Here is an 18,614-nt window from a genome sequence, read left to right as displayed (position 1 = left end):
TAGAACCCATCAACGCTCTCTGCTATTCATGACGTTAAATCACGTTTGTGAGAGAGAAAAGATGAACTTTTATCGCAGTAAAGCATTTACCGGCTCAAAAGCCTGGGATGCTCAACACATTGCCAGCTTCGACAATATCAGCGTGAAACTTCACTGGACCGATCAGCCCTATAAATGGCACATCAATGACGGACAGGAGGTTTTTGCTGTCATGGATGGTTGTGTTGAGATGCAATACAAAGAAAACGGTGAGATCAAAAGCAGGACACTCAACACAGGTGATATTTTCTATGCCAGCGAAGGGACAGAACATATTGCGCGTCCGCAAGGTGTCTCCCGCGTGCTGGTCATTGAAAAAGAGGGTTCCGTTTGATTAAGGTCTGCTCCGTTAGCCGGCAAAGCCGGATGTCAGTGTCCGCTTTGTCTATCAGGCGCCCTGTAGGCAAGATGTAAGCATCTGAGCAGATCAGACCTGCTATGTATCCCATTATGGCGAAAACGATGCCGGATTTATTGTAACGTCTCTGCCAGTAAGGCTGCCTGAACAGCAGGGCGCGTATTGATCGCTGCCCTGTAAGCCACCAGCGCAGACCAGCGATCGAGTTCAATATTGAAGTACTTGCACCAGCCCAGTACGGTAAAAAGGTAAGTATCGGCAACGCTGAATGACGCCCCCATCAGATACGTTTTATCCGTCAGCACCTCCTGCAAATAGTCGAATCGTTTAAAGAGCTTCTCACGAAAGATTGCCAGAACAGCGTCCGGAAGTGTCGTATTGAACAAGAGCGCGGACCGCGCGTGGATTTCGCTGCTGATGAAGTTAAGCCACTCCTGCAGCCGAACCCGCTCCCAGCTTCCTGCTGGTGGTGCCAGCCCGCTTTGTGGCATCAGATCGGCAAGATACTGCACAATCGCAGGCCCTTCAGTCAGTATCTGACCATCATCCAACTCCAGCGCAGCGACATAGCCTTTAGGATTAATGAGGCGAAAATCGCGACCGTCAGCGGTGAGTTTGCTCCTGTTATTGACTCTGATCAGTTCAAACTCCAGTGCCAGCTCGCGCAGCACGATGTGAGGTGAAAGCGAGCAGGTAGACGGGGCGTAGTAAAGTTTCATCGGTTCTCCGTTAAGAATGAGTGCTGTTCCTCGACATACTATGTTTAACCTGAATGCTGCTGTAAAATTAATGATTCATAAGTCAACTATTAGCCGAGCTACTGATAAAGATGATGAATCTTGTGCACTGGCGCCTGATGGTGGCCGTGGCCGACGTCCGAAACATCTCACGTGCCGCTGAAGCGACAGGCATGACCCAGTCCGCTGCCAGCCAGGCGATTGCCCAGCTGGAGTCGTCACTCGGGTTCCCGGTGTTTGTGCGTGAGCGTCGGCACATCAGTGTCACCGCGCTGGGTGAACAGGTGATTGAACATGCGCGAACAATGCTGGTGCAGCTCAATGCGATCCGTGAGCTTGCTGATGAGAGTCGGGGGTTACAGGGCGGGCGTATCAGGCTTGCCAGCTTTCCCTCTGTGACCTCCACACTTCTGCCTGGCCTGTTGCGGAACGTCAGGCGTCTCTATCCGGGCATCGAGGTTGTGGTGCTTGAAGGAACAGACGAGGAAGTTGAGGAGTGGCTCGCAGCAGACACCGTTGAGCTGGGAGTGGTGATGAATCCCGCGCCCGGACGTACAGATGTGATATTAGGCCGGGACGCATGGGTCGCGGTGATGCCCGTCAGCTACCCGCAGTCTGGCGCAAACGGGATAACATTGCAGGCACTGGCAGATCAGCCCTTTGTGCTGGCAACAGGCGGGTGCGTGGTGAATGGCAAAAGCCTGATCGAACAGGCGGGATTCCAGCTCTCCGACGTGCGCATAAAAGTTCGCGACTGGATCAGCGCCTGCATGCTGGTACGTGAGAACATGGGTATTGCGCTGGTACCCGAATCAGCCCTGCCGGCAGAGCGGCGAGGCCTGTCTGTCGTGCCGATAACCCCTGCGATACACCGTGAGTTCGGGCTGGTCTGTTCGCCCTCAGGAAAGGCTTCTGAGGTGACGCAGGCACTGCTTAAAGCTATGCGCAAAAGGCTGAGTAAGGAAGCGGCTTCGTGACCCGGCCGTAGAAGAACTAAACCTCAGTAACGCCTCTGCCTCGCCGACACCCGATGTGGTGTCAGTGAAATGGAAATATCCACTACACAAAGGAGTTCACGGTGAAATTACGTCAATCATTAAACATTATGGCTGCAGTCTGCCTGACTGCTGCTCTTGGCAGCGCTCCGATGATTGCATCGGCAGCCGAAGCGAAAACAGCACAAGCCGCAAATCCGCAGACTCAGACGCTCTCTCTGCTGGATGGCAAACAGACTTTCACTCTGCAGGGCTATGAAAAGCAGTCTGTTCCGGGCGGCGGACCAGGTACTATGTATGTCAACAAGCAGGAAAAACGCGTGTTGATCATTGGCGAAGAAGAGATCCCGGTGATTGCCCGTGGCGCCAGTGACGCTGATTTTCTTAACGGCATGAAGTCGATCAAAGACAAGCAGAAGCAGGCCTCACCTTCTTACAAAGTGATTAGTGAGAAAACCGAAAATGCCAATGGTCTGCCGGTCTATCATATCGAAGCCACTGACAAGATGGGTGGCAACGATGTGCAGCAGGCTACTCTGCTGGCGGTCGCCAACAAGAAATTCACCGTTATCCAGGTGGTTTCAAATCACAAAGACAAGGCTGGCCACCTGAAAGCGGTTAACAATATTCTGGGCAAATAAGCCGATAAGCTTGGTTAGCGGTAAGACGGAGCCTGCGAAGGGAACACGGTCAGATCGGAAAGTCGCTTGAGCCAATCCCTGGCCGCTCGGCCCGCGCCGTCCATGGCGCGGGACGCTTTCCTATTCTGCCCGTGTTCCCTGCGCAAATAAGTTATTCGTTGCTGTCAGATTCAGCCTTATTTAAGTTTGTCAGCAGTGTGAGGCCGTTTCCGGCCTCTTGTTACATTCCTCCAGACACTCACTTCAGGCCGCGCGCACCTGCGGCATCGCAATATCTGCGCTGATACGTGCGCCGTCGGCATCAAACACTATGCAGTGATGCGGATGGAAGCTGGGCCGCAGCGTCTGATAAGGGCGGAAATGCACATCGCCCGGCAGCAGCATCTTAAAGCCGTCGTGGCCGTGGCTCTGTCCAAACAGATAAGTATTGTTGCCGAGCCGTTCGACGACCTCGCAGTGGAAGTCGATATTCAGAGGCGCATCGCCGTTGATCTGCAACTGTTCCGGTCGGATACCCAGGGTGATCTCATCTCCTGGCTGCAGCTGGCGGATGGGGGAGGGGAGTTGCAGCCGGTGTTCGCCGTCATTGATCAGGGCGACCAGCCCGCCAGGGCTACACTGCTCCACGCACGCGGGCAGGAAGTTCATCTTCGGGGAGCCGATAAAGCCCGCGACAAATCGGTTGATTGGATTGTAATAGAGTTCCATCGGCGAACCGACCTGCTCTACCTTGCCGTAGTTCATCACCACAATCTTGTCGGCCAGCGTCATCGCTTCCGTCTGATCGTGCGTCACATAAACCATGGTGGTTTTCAGCTCCTGGTGAAGCTTAGCGATGTGCAGACGCATATCGACGCGCAACTCTGCATCCAGGTTCGATAATGGCTCATCAAACATAAATACCCGGGGATTACGCACGATGGCGCGACCAATGGCGACACGCTGACGCTGTCCGCCGGAAAGCTGTTTAGGTTTGCGATCCAGCAACTGTCCCAGCTGCAGCGTCTTCGCCACCATCTCCACCTGATGCTGAATCTGCGCCTTGGGCAGCCCATTCACTTTCAGGCCGTAGCCGATATTCTCCGCCACCGTCATATGGGGATAGAGTGCATAACTCTGGAACACCATCGCCACGCCCCGGTGCGAAGGTGCCACATCATTCATCACCTCATCGGCAATCAGAATCTCACCGTCACTGATCTCTTCCAGCCCGGCAATCAGCCGCAATAGCGTGGATTTTCCGCAGCCTGATGGACCGACGAATACTGCAAACTCACCAGCTTCAATATCAAGTGCGATATTTTTCAGCGTTTCTGTTTTACCAAAGCGTTTGGTGACATTTCTCAATCTGATGCTGGACATGCTGAACCTCATGGCAAAGAGTTTGGCGGCTGAAATGTACGACGTATAACAGTTGGCCATTTTCCACGTCAGCCCTGATGGTGCCTGCGTTGACTATAACGTTCCGTCAGGGCACACCCTATCGCTGTTTTTGATTTCTGTAATACCGATCACACATTGGTGCGAACGGGCTGGAGCACGTTACGCATTCCGCGTAGCGTATGGCGAAAATGCGATACGTTATTCACGTTTTATATGACCGATGAACCCTGTTCAGCATGTGTCTGAAAAAAGAACAACAGTAAATGACAGCTAAAATGTCATACCTTCACACGAGGCCGGTAATGAAAATCAAAATCAGCGTTACGCTACTTCTGTCAGCCATGATGCTTAATCAATCCGTCTGGGCCGCTCAGCAACTCACCGTCTGGGAAGACATTAAAAAATCGGACGGCATCAAAACGGCGATCGCCGATTTTCAGAAACAGTACGGCGTTGAAGTGAAAGTGCAGGAGATGCCCTTTGCGCAGCAGATTGAGAAGCTGCGTCTGGATGGTCCGGCAGGTATCGGCCCGGATGTGCTGGTGATCCCCAACGACCAGCTCGGCAGTGCGGTGGTGCAGGGCTTGCTGGCTCCGCTGAAAATCGATGCGTCAGAGCAGAGCGCTTATACGCCTTCGGCGATGGCCGCGTTCACACAGAATAACGTGGTCTACGGGGTGCCTAAGGCAGTTGAAACCCTGGTGCTGATCTACAACAAAGATCTGCTGCCCGCGCCGCTGAAAACCCTGGATGAGTATCGCGCGTTCTCGCAGAAGCAGCGCGAGGCAAAACAGTATGGCCTGCTGGCGAAGTTCGACCAGATTTACTACAGCTGGGGCGTGATGGCACCAATGGGATCTTACATTTTTTGTAAAGACGCAAAAGGCGGGATTAACACTCAGGATATCGGGCTGAACACCCCAGGCAGCGTGGAGGCGGTGACGTACCTTAAGCGCTTCTTCAGCGAAGGATTGCTGCCTGGCGGCATCATGGGCGACAACGGCCTTAACGCTATTGACTCGCTTTTTACCGAGAAGAAAGCGGCGGCGGTGATCAACGGGCCGTGGGCGTTCCAGCCTTATCAGGCGGCCGGGATCAACTTTGGCGTGGCACCCCTGCCGCTGCTGCCAAATGGCAAGCCGATGAGCTCCTTCCTGGGCGTTAAAGGCTATGTGGTATCGACCTGGAGCAAAAATCAGGTGCTGGCACAGAAGTTCCTTACCTTTATCAACCAGCCGCAGTACGTGAAAGCGCGTTATCAGAAAACCCAGGAGATCCCACCGGTTATTGCGCTGATGAACGATCCGATTATCAAAGATGATGAGAAAGCCAACGCAGTGGCAGTACAGGCGGCGCGAGCCTCGGCCATGCCGGGTGTGCCAGAGATGCAGGAAGTGTGGGGCCCGGCCAATGCGGCGCTGGAGCTGAGCGTTTCCGGCAAGCAGGAGCCAAAAGCGGCGCTGGATAACGCGGTGAAACAGATCACCATGCAGATTGAAGCGATGCAGGCCAGCAACCAGTAATGCCGGTTCACGGGATAACCGTACAGGATAAGGATCAGAGTGTGGCTATATCTTCCGATGAACATCTGGTGACCGCTAAGCGTCCGCGTCGTCATGCGACGACCGGTGCGTTGCTGGCACTGCTGCCTGGCTTCGGCCAGTTTTATCACCGCCAGTGGGCGAAAGGCCTGTGCTTTCTGATTCTGCTCAGCAGTTTTACCGGCGTCTTCCACGATTTTCTGCGTGAAGGATTCCGGGGGCTATACACGCTGGGTGAATCGGTGCCGCGCGATAACTCCATTTTCCTGCTGGCGGAGGGAATTATCAGCGTGCTGATCGCCGCCTTCGGCGTGGCGGCCTGGGGATTGTCGGTGCGCGATGCCTGGGTCAATGGTGTTAAACGCGACAGGGGGCAACCGCTTAACAGCGTGCGCCAGCAGTATCAGCTGCTGCTGCGCGACGGCTTCCCCTACCTGATGATTTCGCCAGGCTTTATTCTGCTGGTTTTCGTGGTGGTGTTTCCGATTCTGTTTGGTTTTGCCATCGCCTTCACTAACTACAACCTCTATCACACGCCGCCGGCGAAACTGGTGGACTGGGTAGGATTCAAAAACTTCATCAACATTTTCACGCTGTCGATCTGGCGCTCCACCTTCTTCGATGTGCTGCAGTGGACGGTGGTCTGGACGCTGCTGGCGACCACGCTGCAGTGCACCGTCGGCGTGATGCTGGCGATTCTGGTCAATCAGAAAGACCTGCGCTTTAAACCGCTGATCCGCACCATCTTTATCCTGCCGTGGGCGGTGCCGGGTTTTGTCACCATTCTGGTGTTTGCCGGGATGTTCAACGACAGCTTTGGGGTGATCAACAACGCGATTCTCGACTTCTTTGGCATTGCACCGAAAGCCTGGATGACCGATCCGTTCTGGACCAAAACCGCGCTGATTATGATGCAGACCTGGCTCGGCTTCCCGTTTGTCTTTGCGATGACCACCGGGGTGCTGCAGGCGATCCCGGACGACCTCTATGAGGCAGCAATCATGGATGGCGCCAGCGCCTGGACGCGGCTGAAAACCATCACGCTGCCGCTGGTGCTCTACGCCATTGCGCCGATCATTATCACGCAATACACCTTCAACTTTAACAATTTCAACATCATTTATCTGTTTAACAACGGCGGTCCGGCGGTGGCGGGATCGAATGCCGGGGGCACGGATATCCTGGTGTCATGGATCTACAAGCTCACCATGTCGTCGTCGCAATATGCTATCGCCGCCACGATCACCATTCTGCTGTCGATTTTCGTGGTAGGTCTGGCGCTGTGGCAGTTCCGCGCGACCCGGTCGTTTAAACAAGATGAGATGGCGTAAGGGAGCAGTTATGGCGAAGTCCGGCAGTATTAAACGCGAAAGGTGGATACGCCTGTCGCTGACCTGGCTGGTGGTGCTGGCCGTCTCGACCATCATCATTTATCCGCTGGTCTGGACGGTAGGGGCATCACTGAATGCGGGCAACAGTCTGCTCAGCAGTTCGATCATTCCGGAGAATGCGTCGCTACAGCATTATCGCGACCTGTTCAACGGCACGGTGCCTTACCTGACCTGGTACTGGAATTCGATGAAAATCAGTTTCCTGACCATGGTGCTGACGCTCATCAGCGTCAGCTGTACCGCCTATGCCTTTTCCCGCTTTAGGTTTAAGGGACGGCAGAACGGACTGATGCTGTTTCTGCTGCTGCAGATGATCCCGCAGTTTTCGGCGCTGATCGCAATCTTCGTCCTGTCGCAGCTGCTGGGATTAATCAACAGCCACCTGGCGCTGGTGCTGATCTATGTCGGCGGGATGATCCCGATGAACACCTATCTGATGAAAGGTTATCTCGATTCGATTCCCAAAGATCTGGATGAGTCAGCGCGCATGGATGGCGCGGGCAATTTCCGCATCTTTGTTGAGATCATCATGCCGCTGTCGAAGCCGATTCTGGCGGTCGTTGCGCTGTTCTCGTTCACGGGACCGCTGGGCGATTTCATTCTCTCCAGCACCATTCTGCGCACGCCGGAACAGTTCACGCTGCCGATTGGCCTCTACAACCTGGTGTCGCAAAAAATGGGAGCCAGTTACACCACCTATGCGGCCGGAGCCGTGCTGATCGCTGTGCCGGTAGCCGTGTTCTATCTGGCGCTGCAGAAATACTTCGTCTCCGGCCTGGCCTCAGGCAGTACTAAAGGATAAATCATGACGCCCAAAACATTGATTCTCGCCCTGGCACTGGCCTGGGCGACGCCGCTGCTCGCCGCCGATCAGCCTGTCATCGCCTCTGCCGGGCCGTGGCCCGCCGATTTTATCAAAGGTGCGGACATCTCTTCACTGGCAGAACTCGAGAAGCAGGGTGCGAAATTCTACAACGCGGATAATCAGCAGCAGGATGCTATCGCCATTCTGAAAGCCAGCGGCATCAACACTATCCGGCTGCGGCTGTGGGTCGATCCCACCGACGGCAGCGGTCACACCTACGGCGGTGGCGGCAACGATCTGGCGACTACGCTGGCGCTGGCGAAGCGCGTAAAAGCGGCGGGACTAAAGCTGCTGCTGGATATCCATTACAGCGATTTCTGGACCGATCCCGGCAAGCAGTTCAAGCCTAAAGCCTGGCAGTCGCTGACCTTTCCGCAGCTGGAAACGCGGGTGCATGACTATACCCGCGACGCTATCGCCCGTTTTAAAGCGGAAGGGGTGCTGCCGGATATCGTGCAGATTGGTAACGAGCTTAACGGCGGCATGCTCTGGCCGGAAGGCAAGAGCTGGGGCCAGAACGGCGGCGAGTTTGATCGGCTGGCGGGCCTGCTGAAGGCGGGCATCAGCGGGCTGCGCGAGAACCTCAGCGATCCGCATCAGGTGAAGATCATGCTGCATCTGGCTGAGGGTACTAAAAACGATACCTTCCGCTGGTGGTTCGATGAAATCGTTAAGCGTGATGTGCCGTTCGATGTGATCGGTCTATCGATGTACACCTACTGGAACGGCCCCATCAGCGCCCTGAAAGCCAACATGGATGATATCTCCCGGCACTATGACAAAGACGTGATGGTGGTGGAAGCCGCCTATGGCTACACGCTGGAAAACTGTGACAACGCCGAGAACAGTTTCCAGGCAAAAGAGGAGCAGGCAGGCGGCTATCCCGGCACGGTACAGGGCCAGGCGGCCTATCTGCATGACCTGATTAAAGCGGTGCTGGCGGTGCCGCAGCATCGCGGCAAGGGCGTGGTCTACTGGGAACCGGCGTGGATACCCGCGCCCGGCAATACCTGGGCTACGCCCGCCGGCATGAAATATATCCACGACGAATGGAAACAGGGTAACGCCCGCGAGAACCAGGCGCTGTTTGACTGTCACGGCAAGGCGCTGCCTTCGCTACAGGTTTTTGATTAACTTATCAGCATTAACGCTGATCTCTTCCTCTGAGGAACAGGTATGAATAAATTTCCCCCGCTGAGCGCCCGGGTTAACCGGCTGCTGCATGGTGCTGACTACAATCCGGAACAGTGGGCGCACCAGCCGGGCATTATTGATGACGACGTCGCGATGATGAAGCAGGCGAACTGTAACGTAATGTCAGTGGGTATTTTCAGCTGGGCGAAGCTGGAGCCGGAAGAGGGGCGCTATGAGTTTGGCTGGCTGGATGAGTTAATCGATACGCTGTGGCTGCAGGGGATTTCCGTGTTTCTCGCCACACCGAGCGGGGCCAGGCCTGCCTGGATGTCGCAGGCGTATCCGGAGGTGTTGCGCGTGGGGCGCGATCGCGTTCATGCACTGCACGGTGGCCGTCATAACCACTGTATGACCTCGCCGGTTTATCGCCAGAAAGTGCAGGCGATGAATAGCCGCCTGGCCGCGCGTTACGCGCATCATCCGGCGGTGGTCGGCTGGCATATCTCAAATGAGTATGGTGGTGAGTGTCATTGCGATCGCTGTCAGCAGGCCTTTCGCGGCTGGCTGCAGCGTCGCTATGAGACGCTGGAGACGCTGAATCTCGCCTGGTGGAGTGATTTCTGGAGTCATACCTACTCAGACTGGTTACAGATTGCGTCGCCTGCTCCGCAGGGCGAAATGTCGATTCATGGTCTGAATCTGGACTGGCGGCGGTTTATGACCGATCAGGTCACTGACTTCTGTCGGGAGGAGATTAAGCCGCTGAAACAGGCGAATCCCGATCTGCCCGCGACCACCAATTTCATGGAGTATTTCTACGACTACGATTACTGGAAGCTGGCAACGGCGCTCGATTTTATCTCCTGGGACAGCTACCCGATGTGGCATAACGAGAAGGATGAGACCACGCTCGCCTGTTACACCGCGATGTATCACGATTTGATGCGCACCCTGAAGCAGGGTAAACCGTTTGTATTGATGGAATCGACGCCGGGATCAACGAACTGGCAGCCGACCAGTAAGCTGAAGAAGCCGGGGATGCATATTCTCTCTTCACTGCAGGCAGTGGCGCATGGTGCGGACGCGGTGCAGTATTTCCAGTGGCGCAAGAGTCGGGGGTCGGTCGAGAAGTTTCACGGTGCGGTGGTCGATCATGTCGGTCATATTGATACGCGAACCGGGCGTGAAGTGAGTGAGCTGGGCCGGATGCTGGCAGCGATGACGCCGGTGATGGGCAGTCGGGTTGAGGCGCGCGTTGCGATTATTTTCGACTGGGAGAGTCGCTGGGCGATGGATAATGCGCAGGGTCCACGCAATCTGGGTCTGCATTATGAGCGTACGGTAAACGAGCACTACCGTGCTTTCTGGGAACAGGGCGTTGCGGTAGATGTGATTAACGGCGATAGCGATCTCAGCGGTTACGATCTGGTGATAGCACCGATGCTCTATATGGTGCGCGACGGTTTTGCCGCGCGAGCAGAAGCGCATGTTGAGCGGGGCGGGCATTTCGTGGCCAGCTACTGGAGCGGCATCGTGAATGAGAGCGATCTCTGTTATCTGGGAGGATTCCCGGGTCCGCTGCGGCCACTGCTCGGCATCTGGTCAGAAGAGATCGACAGTCTGACCGATGGGGAGTGTAACGGCGTGCGCGGGGTGCGCGGCAATGAGCTGGGTCTGAGTGGGCCATATCAGGCGCGGGAGCTTTGCGAGCATATTCATCTGGAAGGGGCCACGGCGCTGGCCAGCTACGAGAGTGATTTTTATGCCGGAACCCCTGCGGTGACGGTGAATCGGGTCGGTGAGGGTAAAGCCTGGTATATCGCGTCGCGTAATGATCTGCCGTTCCATCGGGATTTTTATGGTGCGCTGATTAAGCAGCTGGGATTGCCGCGTGCGCTGGCGACTGAGCTGCCGCCAGGCGTGGTGGTACAGCGCCGTACTGATGGTGAGCAGGCTTTTCTGTTTGTGCAGAACTTTACGGGGCAGGCGCAGCAGTTATCGTTGCCTGCCGGGTTAAGGGATTTAATCGATGGCTCGGGTGTAGGGGGAACGCTGATGCTGGGGCCGTGGGGATGTCGGGTTTTGAGTGTGCTTCTGGAGCAATGATGAGCGCTGGCTCAGGGGGGATGTTGGCGCTTTCTGGCAGTCTGAGCACATGCTCAGGGGGCATATGCCTCCCGCAAAGGCGCAAAAGATGGCATCCCTGCCCGCTCAGCACGGGCAATTACGCACCTCATCCCTGAGGTGCGCCCGTTCCCGGGCCAACGCTTTGCGTTGTTCAAAAACGCTCCCGGCGTTTTTATCCGGGCGGCGTGATGCTTTGCTACAGGCATATGCCCCCATCGCTTTTGAGACCGGGCATTGTCTGTAGGAATAGCTGGGTTTTACTGTTGATGTAGGGCAGGTTTTTTAGAGCCTGATTGCAGGATGGGTGCAGGAAGCGTGTATATTCAGTGAGCAGTCCCGGGCATGTATCCCGCGTTTTCGTTTATCAGTGGTGAGTGGCGGGCAGCAGCCCGCCTTTTTATTATCTGAAGGAGAACAACATGGTGAGTCTGAAATCATTTAAGCACTATTTCAGTCGGCAGCCGCTGACGGTGGAAGAGCTTGAGGTAGACAGCGCGCTACTGGAGCGTCTGGTGAACTGTTTTGGCGGGCGTGACAATATTCAGCAGGTGGATGCCTGTTTAACGCGGCTGCGGGTAAAGGTGACGTCGCTGAAGGCGGTAGATACGGCGGGATTACAGAAGGCGGGCGCGATTGGCGTGGTGATCCTGGGGCATGAGGTGCATGCGATCTTTGGTAAGCAGTCTGACCAGCTGCGTCAGCTGCTGGAAGAACGTTTCTTTAAACCGGAGTAACAGCCGCCAGTGAAATACGAATAAAAAAAATGGATAACCATCGCCGGTTATCCAAATAAGCCCCTGCATAAGAGCTTAGCAACGATCACAATGAGGAGACTGCTCGATTACCACCAGGCTTCGACCTGTACGCCGAAGTTCCAGGTGTTATTACTGGTGTTGTCTTTGAAGCTGTGTCCATCTTCTGAGTCATTCAGGTAAGAGGCAAACAGACGCAGTTCCGGACGTGACATAAATTCAGGACCGGCTGCCAGGCCCAGGGCCAGCGTATATTTCTGACCCGCCTGTTTGTAGTCGCTGCCCACCTTATTCTCATCTTTTTGCCAGAAGCTGCCGACTTCGCCGATGCCGCGAACATACTGCGTAAACTGATACTGACCACGACCCACCAGCGACAGCAGGGTGCTTTTGCTGGTCTGCGCGGTGATATCGTCCGCCGATCCCCAGGTAAAGACCTGATTCAGGGAGAACTTATCGGTGATTGGGAGCAGACCGGTGTTAATCACGCGGTAGCCAGTGGCGTTTTGAGTATCATTCCACATGTCATACCAGCCGCCGCCCTGCGAAATCATGTTCTGCGCCAGACCTTTGTTGGCGTACTGGAACACCAGCTTCTGGTACCCGCCCCACATGTCCTGACTGATTTCACTGGTGAGCATGACGCCGTTATCTGCGTCATACAGGCCACCATATTCTTTCTGTTTGTTGGTGGTGTTTGGCATGGCGTAATCGATACCAAATTCGGTCCAGGCACCGTTCCAGGGTTTCCAGCCGGCATAGCGAAGATCGAGGTAGTTAATGTTGACGTCGTTGTCGCCATCGACACGGTAATCCACGTCATTCGCATCGCCACGAATCCAGGCAAAGGAGATAGCGCCCGGACCGAGCGTGTAGTTTTCGATACCGGCACCTGACCCCGAGATGTTCCAGTACTTGGTATCAATGATGTGCAGATCGTGACGCTGGTAGTAGCGTTTACCGCCCCAGATCACCGCATCTTTATCACCCGGCACCAGTCCTTTGATCTGCAGGTTGAGCTGACGCAGGCCAAACTGCGCATCATCGCCGAAGGTGGTTTCGTTATCGTTTGAGCCGTCGGAGAACATACTGACCATGGTGTCGACGTAAAAACTGACATCATCCTTTTTGTAGACTTCGCTGCCCAGCTCAACCTCGCCATAAGTGTCGGCTTCATTGCCGAGACGGCCAACCTTGTTCTTTTGATACTCCTCAATACCGCCATCCTGTGAGACGCCCACGCCACCACGCAGATAGCCATGGAAATCGATGTTGTCGATGGCGGCATAGAGCGTCGGGGAGGTCAGGGCCGCAGCAAGCGCCACAGCAGCAGTACGTAACCTTGTTTCCATGTTATCCTCAATTTTATTTGTAATACGTTCACATGACAGCGGCAGTAAACGCCTTTTGTCGGATGAGTGACAAATAAAATCGCGATAATGTGTGATGCACTGCAAATAAAGTGACGCAATCTGTAACGATTAGTGAATCAGATCACCAAATTTCACAATGTGAAGGTATTACTTTTGCTTTTTATTCGCGCAATGTGACTGCAGTAGTCTGGCTGACATCAGGGCTGTGATAACATTCCGCCATCGGTAATCAGGGATGCGAATTATGAAATCAAAAAATGCCACCTTAGAGGATGTCGCCCGTCATGCTGGCGTGTCGTATCAGACGGTATCAAGGGTTCTGAATAAGTCGGCAAACGTCTCGGAATCAACGCGTCGCAAGGTGGAACACGCAATTGAGACGCTGCGCTACGTGCCTAACCGGCTGGCGCAGCAGCTGGTGGGCAAGCAGAGCACAACACTGGGTCTGGTAACGACGTCGCTGGCATTGCATGCGCCCTCCCAGGTGGCCGCTGCGGTTAAACGTTATGCGAATGCTGCGGACTACCAGGTGCTGATCGCGATGATTAATGAGAACGTCAATCAAAGTTTGCAGGATTGCATCAATGAGCTGAAGTCTCAGCGGGTGGATAAAGTGATCATCAATGTCCCGCTGGAGAGCAGCGCTGCTGAGCAGGTTGTGCAGGAGAACGACGATATTCTCTGTCTGTTCCTTGATGTTGATCCCTACAGCGCAGTGTTTAACGTTTCGTTTAACCCGGCTGATGGCACACGTGCCAGCGTTAAATATCTCTATGAGCAGGGGCATCGCGAGTTTGCACTACTGGCGGGTCCTGAGCAGTCGGTCTCCGCCAGGCTGCGCTTAAAGAGCTGGCTCGACACGCTGGAAAGCTACCGTCTGAAGCCGGTCAGCATCAGCCACGGTAACTGGGATGCGCAGAGTGGTTATAATGGCGTGCTGCAACTGCTGCGTGAAGCGCCGGAGTTCAGTGCACTGCTGGTGGGCAACGATCAGATGGCGCTGGGTGTGCTGAGTGCGCTGCATCAGCGCGGTGTGGCGGTGCCTGGGCAGATTTCGGTGATTGGCTATGATGACACCTATGAAAGTGCCTTTTTCCATCCGGCGCTGACCACGGTGTCGCTGGATCTCGATTTGCAGGGCAAAGAGGCGGTTGCGCGTCTGTTACTGGCCAGTGAGCAGGATGAGCAGCGTTCCTCCTCAATTCTGCCGGCAAAGCTGGTGGTGCGCAGCTCGACCGGTATCGCCGGACAACAGCAGCGAGATTTAAAGCAGATTGCAGAACAACTACGGCTGATTGCCAGCCGGCTTGAGTAGCAGGGGCCAGACAAAGATAAAAAAGCATAACAACACACCGCTGCTATGCTCAGATCAGGATAACGCTTCTGAATGTCAGAAAAATTACCCATTGCCTGAGCTGGTCGGTAAACGGGCATTTTTATTACCTGTAAGCCAGCCGGCATGCTCAGCCCGATTCCTCTCCATCCAGGATGTGACACTATGCTGTGGCTTGAACAGGGACTTTACCTCAGGATCGAAGAATTAGCGCATGGCCCCCGGCCGCTGCCGCTTTCCAGTGGCTTTACCCCGCAGACCGCTTATCGCGCGCTGGGCTGCTTTAACCCCTCTGAAACCTCGGATGCTTATTACATTCTTTCAAATGACCGCGACGAAATCTGGTTTATCTGCAACCGGCATCTTAGAACCGTTTTTCTTGATGCCAGCAACACGGCATTTCGGGTGAAAATGCAGGAGCCAGCAGAAAGTCTGCCCGTCCTCTCTGCTGCACATGAAGGGCGTATCGTTTCCATCGAGCGGCCAGCCTGATTTAACAGCCTGCGCGGACGATGACAGATCAGATAATAAAAAAGCCGCCATCACTGGCGGCCCTGACTACGTTTAAGAATAAGTGTGACCTGTAATTCTTCCTATAGCGCTTTTTAATTCGCGGTGGCGGTCTTCATTGCCGGGCGCTGTGGCAGGACCACCAGAAAAGCGATGATGATCAGTGCCAGCGTCAGCGAGGCGCCATAGCGGCTCAGTGCGAGTCCGCCCGAAGCAAGGGGTTTATCCAGGAAGTCACCGACAACGGCACCCAGTGGCCGTGTCAGGATAAAGGCTGCCCAGAACAGCGCGGTGCGTGACAGGGAGGTAAAGCGACTTGCCGCCCAGATGATCGCCAGCGCGCCGATAAACAGCAGGATCCCGCCATCGTAACCCAGGCCTTCGCTGTCTGCCGTCCAGTCACCCAATGCGGTGCCCAGTGTCTGAGAAAACATAATGGTGACCCAGTAAAAACTCTCAGTAACACCGTTGCTTACCGAACTCACTGCAACCGTTCCACAGGTCATTTTCCAGAGGAAAAGAGAGAGGATCAGCAGAGTGCTCAGCAGCAGCGTACCGCCCAGATAACCAATGTTCAGTGAGCGATCGGCAAAGTCTGCCATCGTTGTACCGACGGTGGTCGTTGCCACGACGGTGAACCAGTAGATCCATTTATTGAAGCTGTTGCGATTGATCTGCACCACGACAGCGACCAGAAAGATGATGGCGAAAATCAGTGTTCCGGTCAGGTAACCGAGATTCATCGACATCGTCACCGCATCGCCGCCGGTTTCACCCAGGGTAGTCGCAGCGATTTTGGTCAACCAGAACGCCGCGGTAACGGCCGGCACTTTACTCAGAGCGTGAGAAGCTGTGTTGTTATTTTGCATAGGGTGATACTCCGGAAAAGCCCAACATGGGCTAATACAGCGGGGATGTTATAGGATTATTCTTAAGGAAAGATTAAGCTGGAGGCGAGTCGAGAGAAATTTTTGATGGGCTTTTGACTGCTGCTCTGAGAATAGAAATGCGCCACGATGTGCAGTTTTTTTACAGGCTAAGCGCCATTATTATTCTGTTTTAAAGGCGTTTTTATACATCTTTCCTGCTATTAAATCGTCACAGCCCTGAAGGAATTTTCAGAATGGCTCAGATGGCTCTCTCTGTCAGCACATCATCTATGAGTAAAAAAATTAACAAATTGTGAGGCGCAATTAATTGCCAGCATCATGGCCTTTTTCGGCCCGGCTATCTTTTCCCCCGTCATTCAGCCAGCGGGAATGTTATCACTGAGCGCCCCCCAAAACCCGCAGGGCTTTACTGAAGCAGCGATGTTCAGCCGGTTTCATGGTTCACAGCCCTCAGACAATATGCTGTGATTAAAGATTATGCCCCGATGAGCCGATATAAACAGGCTAATACTTCTGATACTGCAGCCTGACAGCTTTGCGTAATGCCACAGGAGAGGGCACCTCAGAAACCGCTGCCGGAAAGGCCTCAGTTTCCGCCAGCATTTATCACGGCCCGCAATACTGAACCTTTATGCATAGCCTCCCTCAGCTACAGGCAGGCATTAACGGTTATAATCAGGTCTGTAGCGACGTGTATTGAACTTATTTAAAATCGTCAGCAACGTCGGAGCCGGCCGCCATGAACCCAATGATCAAACCTTCTTTTACCGCTGTTTGGTCTACGGATGCCCAGGGGATCTGCATCGCCAGTCAGGAAACTCCTGCGGGTCTGATGCCTGAACTTAAGGGCGTGACGCTGAGTTCATGGCTAAGTCTGGCGCAGGCTGACGACGATGCAAAGATCGCGCTGCAGCTGACTGCAGCCCTGGAATTGCTGACGCCTTTCCATATTGAAGTGCCGATCCATTGTCTGGATGGCAAGACGCGTCGGGTCCTTGTTTCCGGCCTGCCGGATTGCCAGCCTGGCACCTCCCATCTGCAGTACAACGGCTTTATTCTGGATGTGACCGGGCAGCGTAAAGCCCTGGAAGATGCGCTGCGCACGGCGGCGGAATATCGCCTTCTGATTGAAAACAGTACCGATCTGATTGCCCATTGTGACGCGGAAGGCAGATACGTATCAATTTCTCCCTCTTACAGCGAAATCATAGGCTGGACCACCGAAGAGGTTGTGGGGCAACTGGTGGTGGATTTCCTGCACCCGGATGACCGCGAATTAGCCACCGAAGCGCTGGGATGTATCTTCAGCGGCGGGGTACTGCCGGATGTTGTTGAGGTGCGCAAACTGCATCGCGACGGCCATTACATCTCGCTGGGTACCAAAGCCTGTGGCGTCATCAATCCTAATTCAGGAAAAAATATTGGTGCCGTGCTGGTATCGCGCGATATCACGCGGGACAAAGAACGGATGCGTAATCTTGAGAAGCTGGCAACCCTGGACACGCTGACCGGGCTGCACAATCGTGCCTGGATTAACGAGAAGGTGGGATTCATGCTGGCGCAGGCAGACGATCAGGCCTATACCACGGTGATGTTTATCGATTTGAATGGGTTCAAGGCGGTGAACGATTTGATGGGTCACGCGACCGGCGATGCCCTGCTGCAACAGGTCAGTGAACGGCTGCGACACTGTATGCGTCCGGGCGATTCAGTGGCGCGTCTGGGTGGCGATGAGTTTGTCGTGGCTGCTAAATGCAGCAATCACAAAGCCGCATCCGCGATTGCCCTGCGGATTATTGACAGTCTGCAGGCACCTTTCGCCATCGATAATATGGATGTTCGTATTGGCGCGGCGATTGGTATCAGCCTTGCCCGCTTCGGGACAGCAACGGCCAAAATGTTATTCGAAAACGCAGATAAGGCGATGTACCAGGCTAAAGCACGACGTGATGGTTCTTATCAGTTTTTTGAGCCAGCAGCGGAGTAGCCGTTGTATATGATGGCTACTCCGCTTTCACTCCTGTCAGGCTTATCCTGAACTTATCTGCTCATCACCCTGCGCTATCATGCAGGAACGGTGCTCAGGCTAAGTTCATGCAGATTCTTCGTCATCCCGCCCTTCATCATAACCCGCCTGTGCCTGTTCCATGGCGCCTCCATGTTGCTTTGCCCAGTTCACCAGCGCGACAAAAGGCTCCTGCAATGTCCGGCCCAGCGGCGTAATCGCATATTCGACCGCCACTGGCGATGAAGCAATCACGCGGCGGCTCACCAGTCCGTTGCGTTCCAGCCGGCGTAATGCCTCTGTCAGAGATTTATGGGTGATGGGGTCGAGCCTGCGCTTGATGGCATTAAAACGCGAGGGCTGAGAGCACAATACGGTGAGGATTAAAACCGACCACTTATTCGCTACCTGTTCCAGGACAGGGCGGGTGCTGTTGATCTCGGCCAGTAGCTGAGTGATGTCAGTAGCCATGAGGTTTCCTTGAGGATATCTGGTGTACATCAGGTGCGTAATTGACACTAAATATAATAAATATACCAT

17 protein-coding genes are annotated in these 18,614 nt (G+C 54.5%); 12 read left to right on the top strand and 5 right to left on the bottom strand.

The genetic code is table 11. From position 1 onward, the window contains the following. Positions 1–61 precede the first annotated feature (61 nt). Positions 62–373 (top strand): cupin, encoded by a 312-nt coding sequence (locus tag BY447_RS20310; RefSeq protein ID WP_110332030.1) that lies wholly within the window; start codon positions 62–64, stop codon positions 371–373. Between the two features lie 137 nt (positions 374–510). Here the strand turns inward: BY447_RS20310 and gstA are convergent, their stop codons facing one another. Beyond that, entirely contained in the window at positions 511–1,116 is a 606-nt protein-coding gene (gstA, locus tag BY447_RS20305; RefSeq protein WP_110332029.1) for a glutathione transferase GstA, read from the bottom strand. A 110-nt stretch (positions 1,117–1,226) separates the two neighbouring features. Between gstA and BY447_RS20300 the strand changes: the two genes are divergently transcribed. After that, the gene (locus BY447_RS20300; RefSeq protein ID WP_199226958.1) at positions 1,227–2,111 is read left to right on the top strand and encodes a LysR family transcriptional regulator; all 885 of its coding nucleotides are present in this window, start codon (positions 1,227–1,229) and stop codon (positions 2,109–2,111) included. Between the two features lie 101 nt (positions 2,112–2,212). Beyond that, the gene (locus tag BY447_RS20295) at positions 2,213–2,770 is read left to right on the top strand and encodes a hypothetical protein (RefSeq protein WP_110332027.1); all 558 of its coding nucleotides are present in this window, start codon (positions 2,213–2,215) and stop codon (positions 2,768–2,770) included. 243 nt (positions 2,771–3,013) lie between these two features. On the opposite strand, the gene BY447_RS20290 is transcribed toward BY447_RS20295, so the two are convergent. After that, a complete protein-coding gene (locus BY447_RS20290) occupies positions 3,014–4,132 on the bottom strand; it encodes an ABC transporter ATP-binding protein (protein ID WP_110332283.1) in 1,119 nt (372 codons plus the stop codon). Between the two features lie 323 nt (positions 4,133–4,455). Between BY447_RS20290 and BY447_RS20285 the strand changes: the two genes are divergently transcribed. The 6 genes from BY447_RS20285 to BY447_RS20260 all read left to right on the top strand — a co-directional run bounded on the left by BY447_RS20285 (position 4,456) and on the right by BY447_RS20260 (position 11,945). Next, the gene (locus BY447_RS20285; protein WP_110332026.1) at positions 4,456–5,676 is read left to right on the top strand and encodes an extracellular solute-binding protein; all 1,221 of its coding nucleotides are present in this window, start codon (positions 4,456–4,458) and stop codon (positions 5,674–5,676) included. Beyond that, positions 5,676–7,025 carry a carbohydrate ABC transporter permease gene (locus BY447_RS20280; RefSeq protein ID WP_416376693.1) on the top strand — a complete coding sequence of 450 codons (1,350 nt, stop codon included), beginning with the start codon at positions 5,676–5,678 and terminating at the stop codon, positions 7,023–7,025. The genes BY447_RS20285 and BY447_RS20280 overlap by 1 nt, the downstream gene beginning before the upstream one ends. Positions 7,026–7,035: 10 nt before the next feature. Further along, complete coding sequence (locus tag BY447_RS20275) at positions 7,036–7,887, top strand: sugar ABC transporter permease (RefSeq protein ID WP_013196085.1); 852 nt, start codon at positions 7,036–7,038, stop codon at positions 7,885–7,887. Positions 7,888–7,890: 3 nt separating this feature from the next. Continuing rightward, positions 7,891–9,084 carry a glycoside hydrolase family 53 protein gene (locus BY447_RS20270; protein ID WP_110332025.1) on the top strand — a complete coding sequence of 398 codons (1,194 nt, stop codon included), beginning with the start codon at positions 7,891–7,893 and terminating at the stop codon, positions 9,082–9,084. A gap of 42 nt (positions 9,085–9,126) precedes the next feature. Then, positions 9,127–11,190 carry a beta-galactosidase gene (locus BY447_RS20265; RefSeq protein ID WP_110332024.1) on the top strand — a complete coding sequence of 688 codons (2,064 nt, stop codon included), beginning with the start codon at positions 9,127–9,129 and terminating at the stop codon, positions 11,188–11,190. 440 nt (positions 11,191–11,630) lie between these two features. Continuing rightward, positions 11,631–11,945: a glucose PTS transporter subunit EIIB gene (locus tag BY447_RS20260; protein ID WP_013196090.1), complete on the top strand. Its 315-nt coding sequence runs from the start codon at positions 11,631–11,633 to the stop codon at positions 11,943–11,945. A gap of 107 nt (positions 11,946–12,052) precedes the next feature. Here BY447_RS20260 and BY447_RS20255 read toward each other — a convergent pair whose 3' ends face one another. Continuing rightward, on the bottom strand, positions 12,053–13,315 hold the full coding sequence (locus BY447_RS20255) for a maltoporin (RefSeq protein ID WP_095708040.1): 1,263 nt from the start codon (positions 13,313–13,315) through the stop codon (positions 12,053–12,055). 265 nt (positions 13,316–13,580) lie between these two features. On the opposite strand from BY447_RS20255, the gene BY447_RS20250 reads away from it, so the two are divergent. Next, the gene (locus tag BY447_RS20250) at positions 13,581–14,651 is read left to right on the top strand and encodes a LacI family DNA-binding transcriptional regulator (RefSeq protein WP_033784965.1); all 1,071 of its coding nucleotides are present in this window, start codon (positions 13,581–13,583) and stop codon (positions 14,649–14,651) included. 183 nt (positions 14,652–14,834) lie between these two features. Beyond that, positions 14,835–15,161, top strand: a complete 327-nt coding sequence (locus tag BY447_RS20245; protein WP_013196093.1) for a hypothetical protein — start codon at positions 14,835–14,837, stop codon at positions 15,159–15,161. A gap of 113 nt (positions 15,162–15,274) precedes the next feature. Here the strand turns inward: BY447_RS20245 and BY447_RS20240 are convergent, their stop codons facing one another. Next, positions 15,275–16,048 (bottom strand): hypothetical protein, encoded by a 774-nt coding sequence (locus BY447_RS20240; protein WP_110332023.1) that lies wholly within the window; start codon positions 16,046–16,048, stop codon positions 15,275–15,277. Positions 16,049–16,808: 760 nt separating this feature from the next. Between BY447_RS20240 and BY447_RS20235 the strand changes: the two genes are divergently transcribed. Further along, positions 16,809–18,056, top strand: a complete 1,248-nt coding sequence (locus BY447_RS20235; RefSeq protein WP_110332022.1) for a diguanylate cyclase domain-containing protein — start codon at positions 16,809–16,811, stop codon at positions 18,054–18,056. Between the two features lie 105 nt (positions 18,057–18,161). Here the strand turns inward: BY447_RS20235 and BY447_RS20230 are convergent, their stop codons facing one another. Then, positions 18,162–18,545, bottom strand: coding sequence for a winged helix-turn-helix transcriptional regulator (locus tag BY447_RS20230; RefSeq protein WP_033784966.1), 384 nt, complete (start codon positions 18,543–18,545; stop codon positions 18,162–18,164). Positions 18,546–18,614 lie beyond the last annotated feature (69 nt).

The sequence above is a fragment of the Pantoea sp. JKS000250 genome (assembly GCF_003201065.1).
GTDB classification, from domain to species: Bacteria; Pseudomonadota; Gammaproteobacteria; order Enterobacterales; family Enterobacteriaceae; genus Pantoea; species Pantoea vagans.
This window is presented reverse-complemented; position numbering and strand designations above follow the sequence as displayed.